Origin of the sequence: Kosakonia radicincitans DSM 16656 (assembly GCF_000280495.2) — a bacterium.
Taxonomy (GTDB): domain Bacteria; phylum Pseudomonadota; class Gammaproteobacteria; order Enterobacterales; family Enterobacteriaceae; genus Kosakonia; species Kosakonia radicincitans.
This window is the reverse complement of record NZ_CP018017.1, coordinates 134122-146853: the sequence shown is the minus strand read 5'-3', so window position 1 is coordinate 146853 and position 12732 is coordinate 134122. Positions and strand designations below refer to the sequence as shown.

The 12732-nt window shown below is 45.6% G+C and carries 17 protein-coding genes; 16 read left to right on the top strand and 1 reads right to left on the bottom strand.

The window, feature by feature from the left end; translation table 11 throughout:
• The first annotated feature begins 126 nt into the window (after positions 1-126).
• From Y71_RS28910 to Y71_RS28850, 13 genes are all read left to right on the top strand, one after another.
• Positions 127-540, top strand: a complete 414-nt coding sequence (locus Y71_RS28910; RefSeq protein ID WP_007372162.1) for a hypothetical protein — start codon at positions 127-129, stop codon at positions 538-540.
• A gap of 104 nt (positions 541-644) precedes the next feature.
• Entirely contained in the window at positions 645-929 is a 285-nt protein-coding gene (locus Y71_RS28905; RefSeq protein ID WP_223226827.1) for a hypothetical protein, read from the top strand.
• A complete protein-coding gene (locus Y71_RS28900; protein WP_032951317.1) occupies positions 919-1263 on the top strand; it encodes a hypothetical protein in 345 nt (114 codons plus the stop codon). The genes Y71_RS28905 and Y71_RS28900 overlap by 11 nt, the downstream gene beginning before the upstream one ends.
• Positions 1264-1276: 13 nt before the next feature.
• A complete protein-coding gene (locus Y71_RS28895) occupies positions 1277-1576 on the top strand; it encodes a hypothetical protein (protein WP_009653866.1) in 300 nt (99 codons plus the stop codon).
• Positions 1577-1663: 87 nt separating this feature from the next.
• Positions 1664-2932, top strand: coding sequence for a DNA polymerase III subunit beta (gene dnaN, locus Y71_RS28890; RefSeq protein WP_223307982.1), 1269 nt, complete (start codon positions 1664-1666; stop codon positions 2930-2932).
• Positions 2933-3082: 150 nt separating this feature from the next.
• Positions 3083-3904 (top strand): DNA adenine methylase, encoded by an 822-nt coding sequence (locus Y71_RS28885; protein WP_007372165.1) that lies wholly within the window; start codon positions 3083-3085, stop codon positions 3902-3904.
• Positions 3901-4131: a hypothetical protein gene (locus tag Y71_RS28880; RefSeq protein ID WP_007372166.1), complete on the top strand. Its 231-nt coding sequence runs from the start codon at positions 3901-3903 to the stop codon at positions 4129-4131. Before Y71_RS28885 ends, Y71_RS28880 begins: the two co-directional genes overlap by 4 nt.
• Positions 4118-5101 (top strand): recombination-associated protein RdgC, encoded by a 984-nt coding sequence (gene rdgC / locus Y71_RS28875; protein WP_007372167.1) that lies wholly within the window; start codon positions 4118-4120, stop codon positions 5099-5101. Before Y71_RS28880 ends, rdgC begins: the two co-directional genes overlap by 14 nt.
• 11 nt (positions 5102-5112) lie before the next feature.
• On the top strand, positions 5113-5991 hold the full coding sequence (locus Y71_RS28870; RefSeq protein ID WP_007372168.1) for a hypothetical protein: 879 nt from the start codon (positions 5113-5115) through the stop codon (positions 5989-5991).
• The gene (locus Y71_RS28865) at positions 5988-6590 is read left to right on the top strand and encodes a hypothetical protein (protein ID WP_223226832.1); all 603 of its coding nucleotides are present in this window, start codon (positions 5988-5990) and stop codon (positions 6588-6590) included. The genes Y71_RS28870 and Y71_RS28865 overlap by 4 nt, the downstream gene beginning before the upstream one ends.
• Positions 6591-6608: 18 nt before the next feature.
• Positions 6609-7037: an HNH endonuclease gene (locus tag Y71_RS28860; protein ID WP_032951321.1), complete on the top strand. Its 429-nt coding sequence runs from the start codon at positions 6609-6611 to the stop codon at positions 7035-7037.
• A 97-nt stretch (positions 7038-7134) separates the two neighbouring features.
• Positions 7135-7617: a hypothetical protein gene (locus tag Y71_RS28855; protein WP_032951323.1), complete on the top strand. Its 483-nt coding sequence runs from the start codon at positions 7135-7137 to the stop codon at positions 7615-7617.
• Complete coding sequence (locus Y71_RS28850) at positions 7607-7957, top strand: hypothetical protein (protein ID WP_007372172.1); 351 nt, start codon at positions 7607-7609, stop codon at positions 7955-7957. Before Y71_RS28855 ends, Y71_RS28850 begins: the two co-directional genes overlap by 11 nt.
• A gap of 26 nt (positions 7958-7983) precedes the next feature.
• On the opposite strand, the gene Y71_RS28845 is transcribed toward Y71_RS28850, so the two are convergent.
• A protein-coding gene (locus Y71_RS28845; RefSeq protein WP_107224802.1) for an IS3-like element ISSen4 family transposase occupies positions 7984-9104 on the bottom strand; the annotation gives its coding sequence in 2 pieces (ribosomal slippage) (positions 7984-8846 and positions 8846-9104; 1122 coding nt in all).
• Between the two features lie 219 nt (positions 9105-9323).
• Here Y71_RS28845 and Y71_RS28835 point away from each other — a divergent pair.
• From Y71_RS28835 to Y71_RS28825, 3 genes are all read left to right on the top strand, one after another.
• Positions 9324-9908 (top strand): hypothetical protein, encoded by a 585-nt coding sequence (locus tag Y71_RS28835; RefSeq protein WP_032951326.1) that lies wholly within the window; start codon positions 9324-9326, stop codon positions 9906-9908.
• A 191-nt stretch (positions 9909-10099) separates the two neighbouring features.
• A complete protein-coding gene (locus tag Y71_RS28830; RefSeq protein WP_007372173.1) occupies positions 10100-11809 on the top strand; it encodes a DUF4942 domain-containing protein in 1710 nt (569 codons plus the stop codon).
• Between the two features lie 153 nt (positions 11810-11962).
• Positions 11963-12718, top strand: a complete 756-nt coding sequence (locus tag Y71_RS28825; RefSeq protein ID WP_009654999.1) for a hypothetical protein — start codon at positions 11963-11965, stop codon at positions 12716-12718.
• Positions 12719-12732: the final 14 nt, after the last annotated feature.

Genomic DNA, 12732 nt, shown 5'->3' with positions numbered 1-12732 from the left:
CTAATCATATGGGATATGATTAAGGTTAAAAAACACCCCCCGTTTTGTCACCCTTTTTTTTTCTTACTCACCACTTAAAGCAGTAAGCTCAGTTCGATAAATCTGAATTAAATAAGGCGAGGTTATATGAAAACGAAATTATTGCTGGCGCTAATTGCGGGATCGACTTTCTGCATCAATATTGCTGAAGCCAATATTCCTCTTAGAGCAGATGGAAGTCCGGCAGCGGGGCAGACACCAACTCAGTTCATTCAGCTTAAAAATGAATGTCCTGAATGCGTCATGGTCGCAACTGATGTAGTAAAGATGCGTAGCGATAGCTGTAAACAGCAGGCATCCATCGATTCTACAATCCTACAGGATCCTGTTTACGCATATCTCAACAGTATCCGTCTGGTAGTTGCCGGGAATGGTGGTTATGCAAGTCCAATCTATACATCCGCCCGTCAGGTCGTAGCGTCAAACATCAATTGCAGTGATGCAAACGACTGGGTAGCGAGAAGTAAAACGGTAATGGATAACACCTTCAAAACGCCGTAAACAATCCCTGAATATTTCGTTGCAGTAATGCTATCCCGTAGTATGACGTTAAAGGCGGAGCTTTGAATCGGGAAAAAATAACTACTGCACTTAGAGGTATTTATATGGGTCGTCACTTTACTGGTCTGATTGATAGTTCGCAGCAAAATTTTACAATGCCAATCCGTCCGTATGGACGGAGCCGCATGGCTGCAAAATTAAAAGGAATCTCCCGATTGAAAAAATCTGAAAAGCATGACGATGAATATCCTGATGAACTCTGGAAATTTATGAGTCCTTCAGAGAAAGCTAAATTTCTGGTCGCGGATGTATTTTCACGCAGTAGTAAAGACTCTTCCGCCATTCAACCGGGAGAACATAAGCAAAAGGAGCATGATAATGAGCACTGATAATTTACTAGCAGAACTCACTTCAAAAACAGGCCTGACAGAAACGGAACTTAATCGGCAGGCATTGATTATCGGTTTGATGGCATTGTGCCACCCGGATGCTATTGCCGGTGATTTGGTGAGCGCGGCACTTACGGGGTCATACTCAGATAGTACTGATAAACTACTTACCCGTGGTGATAACGCATCAGACAGTGTGTTGATGTCCATGCGTATCTTACTTCACCGGTTGAGTAAGTATGAAGGGTCTGATGGCAAAGTAGGTCAGATCAATAAAATGATGCACCGACTCGGCTACTTTAAGGCATCCGATGTGTTACGCGAGGCTCAATAAAGAGGCTCAATTTATGTTCACCATGACGAATTTCGCGTCCAATATTCTTGACATGGTTTTTCTATCAGAAATGGAAGGGGAACTCATTTATATAAAAGCGCTTAGCGGCGTTACTGGTTACGTTCCTCAGATCCATCTTTTCCGCCTCCAGCTTATCGCATTTGATATAGGTTGGTACTACGAGTACAGATTGAATTCAGGCAACCTCATTATAAAGGAAATTGTTGAGGCCATCACATCTCTTGGATGTGCTTTAAATGAATACCAATGGCAGTTCGCGTTTGAATTAGGTTATCGCCGTCACCACAAATAAACTTCATTTTTTCATAATTTGCTATTCGTCACTTGATTGACCGGGGGTACGATTAATTTAACACGGATAATTATGGGAGACAGTAAAATGACAGACGCATCTACAATAGACGCAGTTCAACCAAAGGCAAGACGCTTATCATTTAAAGAGCTTCCAGGGTTTGATATTTCTGCTGAAGCACTTCTCAAAATTATCGAAATGCCGTGTATGGTTATTCGCCGGTCTCCTGCAATGAAAGTACTGGAGATGATCACGCTGCGGTTACGTGGGGATTGTCTTTCTGCCCTTGGCATTGACTTAAACTCTGCCCAAATTACCAGTAAAGGGACGGTATCGGGGGGCAATGGTGATATGGACGTATCAGTACCTGCAACACAACTCTTTTCTTTAATCCGCAACATGCGCGGCGAAGATGAAATTAACGTCCGCTTCCATGCGGCAAAAAACCATCTTGTCATTCGCACCGACAAAAACTCCTATAACATCCCGGTTTGCTTAGACCATATACCCGAAATTCAGGCTGAGACGCTGGAACATAATTACAGCGTTTACTTTCCAACGCAGATGCTGAGTCAGATTATCAAGCGTGTCAGCCACGCTGCGGCTCAGAACGATGTCCGCTTTTATATGAATGGGGTCTACCTCGGTATCGATAATGGCCAATTTATTGCTGTAGCCACTGATGGACATCGTATGGCCGTCAGTTCTCATGATATCGACTTCAGCGATGACGTGGGCGATGAGATTCAATCTCCGACAGCTCCTACCTCTATCAGTAACACGAATGCAGGTGTGATTTTACCCAACGGGGTTTTCCCCGTGCTCCATAAAATCCTGAGCGGTAGCCAGGGTCAATTCAAAATTGACTACAGCAACCGTAACCTGACATTTACGCTCGGAAGCCATACAGTCATTTCAAATCTTGTCGATGGCCGTTACCCGGACTGGAAGCGCGTGGCCAGCACGGTAGCCAAAAATACTGAACTGTTTAAGGTTGATCCTTCTGAACTCACCACCGCACTAAAACGCGCAACCCCATTGCTTAAAGAGGGCTCGCCAAACAACACCAGTGTTTGTGTGATGTCATTCAAAGACAACGCCCTACAGCTTAAGTCGCCCGGCTCAAATGCAATCAGTTGCAAAGAGGTGATGGACATTGCGAAAGAGGCAGGCGAGCCCGAAACAATTGTTGATATCGGTATGAATGCCGATTACCTCCTGGAATCACTGGCAAGCCTGGGGGCGTGTTCGGAAGAAGGAGAAGCCGCACAGATTGCTTTGCGTGATACAACGACCGGCATATTGATTTCAGTAAACAAAAACAATTACGACATCATCATGCCTGTCCGTGTCTGACAAAACGCTCTCGTTTTGTCGGCCTTTTCGAAATAGCCAATTTCATGGGCGTGATAACGTTAAAACAAGCTTCCTGACGGGATGGCTATATGCCATCTCGCTCCCATTGGTCGCGATCACTGCGTCCTAATATTCTGGAGCCAGAATGAAATGAAAAGCGTTCTGAAGTGGGTAGGAGCCAAACACAACATTATGGCAAGTCTTAAGCATGTACTACCGAAAGGTGGTCGGCTTATTGAGCCCTTTGGCGGTTCAGGCGCTGTAATGATGAATACGAATTACCCAGAATACATTTTGGCCGATATTAATAGCGACCTGATCGATACATACCAGAGTATTTTTAAGTCGCCTGAAAAGGTACTTTCTGAGCTTAAACGCCTTTACTGTCTCGGGCGTTCTGAGGACGCCTATTATGAGCTGCGAAGCCAGTTCAATAATCATGATAGTGCAAGTGACACTCAAGCTGCTCTGTTTATCTATCTGAATAGGTTTGGCCATCGCGGACTATGCCGATACAACCGGAAAGGCATCTTTAACGTCCCCTGGGGTTATTACGCCAACCCCTATCTCCCAGAGACAGAGTTATACGCAATGGCTGAGAAAATGTCCTCAGCAACTTTACTTTGCGCCAGCTTCCAGACCACGCTATCAATGGCCCGCCCGGGTGATGTGGTGTATTGCGACCCACCATATGTTAATCCCGGCAGATTCACGGCTTACCATGCCAGCGGTTTTACACCCGCTATGCAGATTGAGCTTACCAAACTGCTCCAGTTGCTGCCTGAACGCGGGGTTCATGTCATCGCATCATGCCACGATGCGCCTGATATTCGTGAGCTTTATCAAGCCTTCGCTATTCATGGTGTGACTGCCCGGAGAAGCATATTTAAAGGCAGCGGGGATGGGAAAAAAGCTTCAGAAATCTTCGCGGTCAAATTAGCGGATAACTCGAAAAAGGGAGCTGCGGCATGAAACGCTTCCATTGTTCTGAAAAGCTGCATAACCCAGAGACTGAGAAATTTTGTCAGGATATCGCCGAACAATATCGGACAGCACCTGATATTGCCGTGGCGCAGTTTAAACAAGTGCTGAGCTCTAAGCCTCTAACTTACTGGGAGTGTGTCGTGATCCGCGAGCGTGTCTCTGACCTTATTAAAATTAATCAAGCAACAGCTGAGGGCCACGATGAGCCAATTTAAACCCAAAAGCCTTGTAGTCTACCGCATCCAAAAAGCTCTGGAATTAGACAAGCTGGATGAACAGTTAAGTGAGTTGAAATACACTCCCTGCGGGCCTAATGATATGGCACGGTCAGGATGGATCCCGCCATTGGGTGAAGATGTCGAGCTGTTAAAGCATGAGTCGAATAATCTCATTCTTCTGACTGTTAAGCACGAATCGAAAATACTTCCTCCCGCGACCATCAAAGAAATTGTGCGAACCCGGGTTCAGAAACTGGAGAAAGAGCAAAACCGCAGGCTAAAGAAAATGGAGATCCAGGCCGTCAACGATGCCGTGCTCGCTGAGCTCATACCAAAGGCTTTCAGCAAATACAGCACTACAAACATTTGGGTGGATACTAAATCACGTCTACTGCTTGTTGAGACCACCAGCCATAAAAAAGCAGATGATGTAACAGCTTTGCTACGTAAAACTATTGGCTCACTTCCAATTATCCCATTCACGCTGGAAACGCCGGTAGAACTGACGTTAACAGAGTGGGTCAAAACAGGAAGTCTGCCGCCTGGCCTAGCTTTATGCGACGAAGCCACGCTCAAAGATGTGCTCGAAAACGGGGGGGTCGTTACAACAAAACGCCAGGATTTGATATGTGATGAGATCGCTCATCACATCGAGGCCGGAAAGCTTGTGACAAAGGTTGCACTGGGCTGGATGAACCAGATGTTTTTCATCCTGAATGACAATTTCATCTTTTCACGACTGACCTTTACGGAAGAACTTATTGAACAGAACGATGACATTTCGCCAGAAGATCACGCCCAAAGATTTGATGCCGATTTCGTTTTGTTTACCTCTGTTGTTATGGAGGTTCTGGACACAATGATAAAAGCCCTCGGGGGTGAAAGCCCAGGACTCATCACAACGCCGTCAGACGAACAACAAGGTGTCGCGGCAGAAGCCAAACAACCAGAAAAAACCTTCCATTAAAGGGCTGAGAGATGATTACAGCTACAGAACTCCAAGAGTTATCACGCCAGGTTGAAAATGCTAACATTGCCCGAGTCCTGGCAGTTAAAGAGTTGGTTAAAGAGACAAGAGATCGTCAGTTTTCATTGTGGGCGCTATTTATTGGTCTCTTCAGAGAGACACCGGCGCGAAAAAAGCTGAACGAATGTGAATTGCATCTTAACCTGCTGCTGCCAAAATGCAGGAGCATCTTTCTTCAATACGTAGTTATGTCCTCGTTGGAAGAAATTTCGAAATCACCAGATTGTGAGATTTATCAGCATCTAGTCAACTGCTGGAAAGAAGCTCAGATAAAATATAACGAGTCAGGCAGACGACTCAAACTTGCAGAAAATGCCCGTGAACTATTAAAAACAGCAAAGGATGAATGTAATAGTGCTTCCACAACTGAATTTCTGGATATGGTTACTACCAGTAAAGCAATATCCATACTTTCAGCAATAGACACATCCTCTGCGAGTAGTTCGTTAAAGAGAGCTATGGGTGCGCTTAAGCGATTAGCAGATGAAATGCCTGCCCGGCAATCACCTATTGATTCAAATTTACCAGATGACACGCTTGATCTGTTTGTCGATCTGACTATAAATCCTGTTATCGATATTCTCTCCTGGTTAAATATTGAAAAGCTGGATAATGCCGAAGTGCAGTGCAGCAAAGCCTTAAAGAAACTTCAGACGTTATTAGGACAACTGGGTGCTGAGCATGATTTGAGAACTAAGGATTATCAATCTCAATTAGATACGCTTAAGAGAATTGAACAACCATACATCAAAAAGGTGATGCGGCATATACCCGAAAATATGAAGTTCAAGGAGCCTGAGTATCTCCAGACTATAGGAATGAACCCATGACTCTAAAATATATAATCGCTCTCGCAATATTTCTGACATTTGTGTGCTTTGCAGCTTTCATACTTATCTACGCGAGTCGAACAAAACGAGAACAACAACAAACTCAGCAACCTTTGGACGAGCATGATCAGCAGGCAGATATTAATGCCGATGCCGACGAGAACGCCGCACTTGATGGGTTGAGCGAGTACTTCATCAAAAAAAATTCGATATTGCCAAAAGTCCTGATGGATCTTTATGTGCGCTTGAGTGCGGTGTTCAATGGTCAGTACATTATCGCACCCCAGGTGCTTGCCCGGGACTTAGTAGAGCTGGAGCTCGAAGATGAACCGGTTGCCCCGGTTGACGTACTTCAGGCGCAACAGTACGCAGATGAATTCGTGTTCGATTTTGTTCTCTCCGATGCGCATACCGGGGAACTAGTGCTAGCAATGATCAATGAAGATGCTATCAGCGCTCAGCCTGAAGGAGAGTTCATTATTGCCCTTTTTAAAAGAACTCACATTCCTGTCTTTCGCTATGAAACGTTGTCAGGCTTGGACGATAACGCCCTGGCAGTCAACATCGCTGAATCAATAGACGATGGCCGATTCTCTTAGTTCCACAAGGAATTTATTATGTCTCTGTCAAAAAAACAAAGAATAGTACTGAGGGCTAAATTTGGTGGTCGATGTGCATATTGTGGCGAGGTACTGAAAGAAAAAGGTTGGCACGCTGATCACGTAGAACCTGTGCTAAGGAAATCCGTCCAGGATATGCAAGCTGCGGCCAGAGGGAAATTTAAGCTTAAGGCTACCGGTGAAGTGTTTAATGAAAGTGCCAACTGCTTAGAAAATCTTTTCCCAGCCTGTGCGCCCTGCAATCTGCTCAAAACAACATATTCACTGGAAATGTTCCGCAAACAAATAAGTTTACAGGTTGAAAGGGCACGGAAGAGTAGTATGAATTTCAGAACGGCAGAAAGATTCGGCCAGATAAGCATTGTAGAGAAACCCATTGTTTTCTGGTTTGAACAGTATTCAGAGAAAAATGGTGCTATCAAATAAACGACTAATTTAACATTATCATGGCGCGTATCGCGCACTGCTTCGTCAAATATTCAGCCGTGATAATATTGTTTAGTAGGCCCATTACGGAGCGTATATGACTAATCATACAAACTGGACTGGAGACCTGACCGAAGGCGCAACTATATTTGTAGCCACACCAGATGGCCAGCTCAGCAAATGTAGAGTCGAGTCCGTTCGAGACCGACATTTCTCGGTCGAGGGTATTGAACGTGAATTCGATAAGTTGAATGCCTGCTCAGTTGATGGGTTACTACACTCTTACCCCGACGATTTCGAGTCGAGGGAGTTATTTGGTCTGTGCCAGCAAAAAAACAGGCTCAAGTCTCTGCAAATTGATTCATTATCGTTACAGCAAGTCCAGTACATGCTGGCTGGCCTGGAACTTGCCAGGAAGAGATATGGATACCAGTACCGAGGCAGCAAAGCCGTAGATACCAATCAGAAGGGTAGACTGGCCATGAGCATTGATGATTCGCTTCACCCAATTCAGATCGCTTATATACTGGCAGGTTTAAAATTATCTCTCCTTCAAACAGAGGTGAACCATGACTGCTAACCAACGTAAACGTCCTTCGCGTAACAATCGAGCTGTCCAGTTAACGTCCGAGCAGCTGGTAGAAGCGAAGACGCTTGACCTGAAAGCCCACCATTCGTTTAAAAACCTTATGGGTCTTGCTGCAATCAGTGTCGTGGTGTTTGTCTGTCTTGGCTCCTTGATCCATAAACAACGCTCAGTAATGAACGAATGGGACCTGGGTGAAGTGATCAGAGGCGTTGATTTGAAAGCCGGAACCCTCGCAAAAAACAACTTTTTCATCACCAACAAAGGGCAGTTTGAAGCAAGTGGCGTTACAGTGTCACTTACGGGTACAAAACTGAAATTACAGCAGCATTGACCTGCCCCCACGATTAGATACAACACTCAGTTAGTAACGTCGGAATCTTCATTCTCAGAATGCCCCTTTCTCCAGCCCGCTGCAAATTCAGACGGTGTCTGATAATTCAGCGTGGAGTGCGGGCGGCATTCGTTATAATCCTGCCGCCAGTCATTAATAATTTTCCTGGCATGAACGATATCGCTGAACCAGTGCTCATTCAAACATTCATCGCGAAATCGTCCGTTAAAGCTCTCAATAAATCCGTTCTGCGTTGGCTTGCCCGGCTGGATTAAGCGCAACTCAACACCATGCTCAAAGGCCCATTGATCCAGTGCACGGCAAGTGAACTCCGGCCCCTGGTCAGTTCTTATCGTCGCCGGATAGCCTCGAAACAGTGCAATGCTGTCCAGAATACGCGTGACCTGAACGCCTGAAATCCCAAAGGCAACAGTGACCGTCAGGCATTCCTTTGTGAAATCATCGACGCAGGTAAGACACTTGATCCTGCGACCGGTGGAAAGTGCGTCCATGACGAAATCCATCGACCAGGTCAGATTGGGCGCCGCCGGACGGAGCAGCGGCAGACGTTCTGTTGCCAGCCCTTTACGACGTCTTCTGCGTTTTACGCCCAGGCCACTGAGGTGATAAAGCCGGTACACACGCTTATGATTAACATGAAGCCCTTCACGGCGCAGCAACTGCCAAATACGACGGTAGCCAAAACGCCTGCGCTCCAGTGCCAGCCCAGTGATGCGCCCTGATAAATGCGCATCAGCAGCCGGACGGTGAGCCTCATAGCGGCAGGTCGACAGGGATAAACCTGTAAGCCTGCAGGCACGACGTTTCGACAGACCGGTCGCATCACACATCAACATCACGGCTTCCCGCTTCTGGTCTGTCGTCAGTACTTTCGCCCAAGAGCCACCTGAAGCGCCTCTTTATCCAGCATGGCTTCGGCAAGCAGCTTCTTGAGTCTGGCGTTCTCTTCCTCAAGCGACTTCAGGCGCTTAACTTCAGGCACCTCCATACCGCCATACTTCTTACGCCAGGTGTAAAACGTGGCATCGGAAATGGCATGCTTGCGGCAGAGTTCACGGGCGGGTACCCCAGCTTCGGCTTCGCGGAGAATACTGATGATCTGTTCGTCGGAAAAACGCTTCTTCATGGGGATGTCCTCATGTGGCTTATGAAGACATTACTAACATCGGGGTGTACTAATCAACGGGGAGCAGGTCAGCATCAGGACGGAAAATATTACGTTTGTAATTCTGCAACAGGTGATTGTGTTCTGGTATCCGATGTACAAGCTGAAAAAATTCGTGACCAGCTGTAGCGAGGGGAAAATATCGGTTACTGTCACCGGTAACCGAAGGAACCTTCGTATATGTCACGACAAGAAGCCGCAACGCAGTTATTTATGTCTGCACCACCAGCAAGTATTGATGTCGTTATTGAGCAGCTGGAAAGGGACGCTCAAGCAGCCGGTATCGATATCCATACAATCTCTGTAATGGCCAGCCTGTTACGTGATCGAATAGAAGCATACAGTGACGTGCTTAAAATCGAGCCTGAGCGGGTGATACACGCACTTGAGGTACTGCGAGGTACGGAAGTGCCGTGGGCTTTTTACACTCCGTCCAGGCTACCTGAGCTTGAAGATGTTCATTGCTGGGAAACTCCTCACGATTTTGACCAAGACCTAGGTGAACACCAGCTGCGGCGCTATATTTGCCCTAAATGCGAGCATGAATCAACCGACCCAATGCGCTGCACGGCTGGCCATGCTCCTGGAGTTAACCAGTATCCTGAAAGCTGTGATGCCACTATCTGGAATTCGCCCGATTCTTGGGATAGTATTAACCCTATAATAAAATTAATTATCAAATCTACGTTCCTGGCTGACCTGACTGTTCATACAATCTTCTATCCGAAAGGGTTGAAGCTTCCTGAAATTCAGGACGTTGAGTAGTCTGCTTCGGGCTCTGTGATCTGATAGTTATATATACCTCATTTAAGACCCCTTACTGGGGTCTCTTTTTTTGGACTTCCGCCGTGCTATGTACTTCACGGTATCCCCAAATATCCCGGCTTATGTAGTTCGTCGATTTGCTTCGTCACCTGCCATACCTGTCTCATAATTTCTCTATTTGGAGAAATCTGATGAACCTACCGACAGCTGTATTAGCGAATAACGATGAAAATGAATCAGACGTCCTCAGCCTTTATGCTAATCCCGTAGACAGTCAAAGTGGCCTCATTGAACATGACGGCTTTCAAAAACTAAATGCCATGCGCGATCTGCTGGTGGAATACAACACAACACTGAAGCACATGCAGGCCATGTATGATGCAGTGATGCGGAACCGGCATGATGAAGCATGGCGCATGTTCTGTGATTCTTGTGACAATTCCATCAAATATACGCTGGCTGTAGAAAATTTGTTCTGTATAGAACGGGCCCGCTGTGCTCTCGATGAAAAGTACTGGCAAAAGCTGCTCGATCTGACCGGCGTAAAACCATTTATGCCCACCGAAAGATACGATGACTGGAACGAAGGATTGAGGGCATGGCGAAAATCATCAGAATCAAATTTTGAGAAGCTTAAGCCTGTACCCTTCAACGAAGAAAGTATCTTTTCTACCGCATTCGCATTGAATGAAGAGAAAAAAGACTACTTCGCCCAGATGGTTCATGGTGTGTTTGAAAAGCTCTCCGCTCTGCATAAGACTAACCGTGCCCAGGGCTTCAGCAACAAACTCATCATAGCCAGCTGCTTACCAAGTAGAGATAACCGCAGATCCTATGACTATCTCAACTATTTTAATGACCTTCGTAAGGTTATTGGACTGATGTATGGACGAAGCGGTGCTGAGGATGTGAATTCGGCTGCGGTCAAAGAGTACATGATGAGTAACCCTGGCGAATGGGTAAGTATTGATAACGATAGTCTTAAAGTGAAGGGGTTTATTAACGGCAATGTGCATATCCTGATTGAGGAGGAAACTTGTGACAATCTCAATCTGGTACTATCCCATTTAATGCCAGGCTGCATTCCTCTCGATCGCCGATACACCACCGGCCATAACTCCGCAAGAACTGTAAAAACCAATGAATATCGGTCGCAGTTGATATCATTCTCTGCTGTTAACTCCTTAATATCATATGCCACTGACCATTTGAACGCGGGCAAACACCTGTCACCGGGGCCGCACACTTTTATCCTGCGGGACAACCAGTCTGTTAGTGAGAAAAAAGAACTGGTGAACATATGGGAGTCATTGGGTGCTGTCAGAAGATATAGAGAAGTATATGACTTTGACTTTAGCCCCGTTGAAGCATTCAAACTTCTGGCATTACATGGTTCTATACCTGACCGCTATACGCACCAGTTCTATGCAACGGTCGGAGAACTCCAGAAACGAGCAATTGATGAATGTATGGTGGCTTCAGGTATGCGTTTGCTGGAACCGAATATCGGTCTTGGTGCGCTACTGAAAGGGTTACCAGAGGGGGTGGATGTTACTGGTTTTGATATACACCCCGCAGCTGTTGCAATTACTGGCCTGCGCTGGAACGTCACCCTTAATGATTTTCTATTGGTCAAGCCTGAAAATACCGGCTTGTTTGAAAGAATTCTGATGAATCCTCCATTTAGTGACTCACGCTGGATTGCACATTTTCAACATGCGATGAGATTCCTGAAACCGGGAGGACGCTTGATAGCAATACTGCCAGGGAGCGCAAAGGAGCATCTTTTAACCCGAGAAGCTGGGCCCGGTTACGACATCAATATTCTGGGTTGCTATGACAACGCCTTTGAAGGAACCGCAGAATCCATAAAACTTTTCTCCGTTGATGCCCATGAATAGTGGGGAAAGGAAGAGCTGGTCGAGTTAATTTCGTCACCCGTAACTGAACAGAAAAAATGAGATAGAGAAAAAGCCGTCAGTTTGTCGATGTTAAATGCTATTCAAATTTTTCAACATGCGACAATTGAGCCAACTACATGAAGAGGAAACACAATGTCAGCATTTCTCATCAATAAATTATCTTTCGAAGATACCAAACAAATAATGTTGTCCTCCATGAAAACAATGGCATCTCTTCATGGTATTTTGGCAATATTCTTGCCGATAATTGCTGGTGGTGGACTCCTGACACTCATCATGAAAAATGTGACAATGGAGGGGCTTGCATTTTTTATCTTACAGCCAGTTGTACTCACCCTCTACCTTACGGCTATCTTATGCCGATATCAAAGCTCAGAGCTAAGATTGAATATCTGGGAAGAACTACGCAACTTTATCGTTGTGTTAGTTTATGCATTATTCCTGACCGTACTAATGATCGTAATATTGTGGTTAGTCAAATTTATGATTGCTTCAGCGGTTGCGGGTGAAACCAACCATGTTGAATATAAACAACCAACATTAACAAGCATTAGTCTGGCTTACTCCAACCTAATAGTGTATTTCAATATGTACGCCCTTGCCACTTTGAGCGTATTTATCGCTACGCCAATGCTCGTTTTATTCATACCAACAGTTACGCGGTGTAAAGGTTCTCTGCTGAAAAGTATACCAGTCATTTGTAAAAGTACTTTTATGAATATTGGGCCGTTGTTCGCATTTTCAGCTATCTCTGGTGTTGTTTTACTTTCGTGGTCATACTTTTCGCTCAGGTATGAATGGTTAATCCCGGCAGCAACTATACCTCTGGCCTACTTATCAATATTGAATTACCAGCTGTCTGAAGCAGCATTGCCTCGTAACCAATAAAAAGGAAACCTGTG

What these genes read in the sequence shown, in the direction of transcription:
- Y71_RS28910 (WP_007372162.1), top strand. Translation starts at nt 127, where the DNA reads ATGAAAACGAAATTATTGCTGGCGCTAATTGCGGGATCGACTTTCTGC.
- Y71_RS28905 (WP_223226827.1), top strand. Translation starts at nt 645, where the DNA reads ATGGGTCGTCACTTTACTGGTCTGATTGATAGTTCGCAGCAAAATTTT.
- Y71_RS28900 (WP_032951317.1), top strand. Translation starts at nt 919, where the DNA reads ATGAGCACTGATAATTTACTAGCAGAACTCACTTCAAAAACAGGCCTG.
- Y71_RS28895 (WP_009653866.1), top strand. Translation starts at nt 1,277, where the DNA reads ATGTTCACCATGACGAATTTCGCGTCCAATATTCTTGACATGGTTTTT.
- dnaN (WP_223307982.1), top strand. Translation starts at nt 1,664, where the DNA reads ATGACAGACGCATCTACAATAGACGCAGTTCAACCAAAGGCAAGACGC.
- Y71_RS28885 (WP_007372165.1), top strand. Translation starts at nt 3,083, where the DNA reads ATGAAAAGCGTTCTGAAGTGGGTAGGAGCCAAACACAACATTATGGCA.
- Y71_RS28880 (WP_007372166.1), top strand. Translation starts at nt 3,901, where the DNA reads ATGAAACGCTTCCATTGTTCTGAAAAGCTGCATAACCCAGAGACTGAG.
- rdgC (WP_007372167.1), top strand. Translation starts at nt 4,118, where the DNA reads ATGAGCCAATTTAAACCCAAAAGCCTTGTAGTCTACCGCATCCAAAAA.
- Y71_RS28870 (WP_007372168.1), top strand. Translation starts at nt 5,113, where the DNA reads ATGATTACAGCTACAGAACTCCAAGAGTTATCACGCCAGGTTGAAAAT.
- Y71_RS28865 (WP_223226832.1), top strand. Translation starts at nt 5,988, where the DNA reads ATGACTCTAAAATATATAATCGCTCTCGCAATATTTCTGACATTTGTG.
- Y71_RS28860 (WP_032951321.1), top strand. Translation starts at nt 6,609, where the DNA reads ATGTCTCTGTCAAAAAAACAAAGAATAGTACTGAGGGCTAAATTTGGT.
- Y71_RS28855 (WP_032951323.1), top strand. Translation starts at nt 7,135, where the DNA reads ATGACTAATCATACAAACTGGACTGGAGACCTGACCGAAGGCGCAACT.
- Y71_RS28850 (WP_007372172.1), top strand. Translation starts at nt 7,607, where the DNA reads ATGACTGCTAACCAACGTAAACGTCCTTCGCGTAACAATCGAGCTGTC.
- Y71_RS28835 (WP_032951326.1), top strand. Translation starts at nt 9,324, where the DNA reads ATGTCACGACAAGAAGCCGCAACGCAGTTATTTATGTCTGCACCACCA.
- Y71_RS28830 (WP_007372173.1), top strand. Translation starts at nt 10,100, where the DNA reads ATGAACCTACCGACAGCTGTATTAGCGAATAACGATGAAAATGAATCA.
- Y71_RS28825 (WP_009654999.1), top strand. Translation starts at nt 11,963, where the DNA reads ATGTCAGCATTTCTCATCAATAAATTATCTTTCGAAGATACCAAACAA.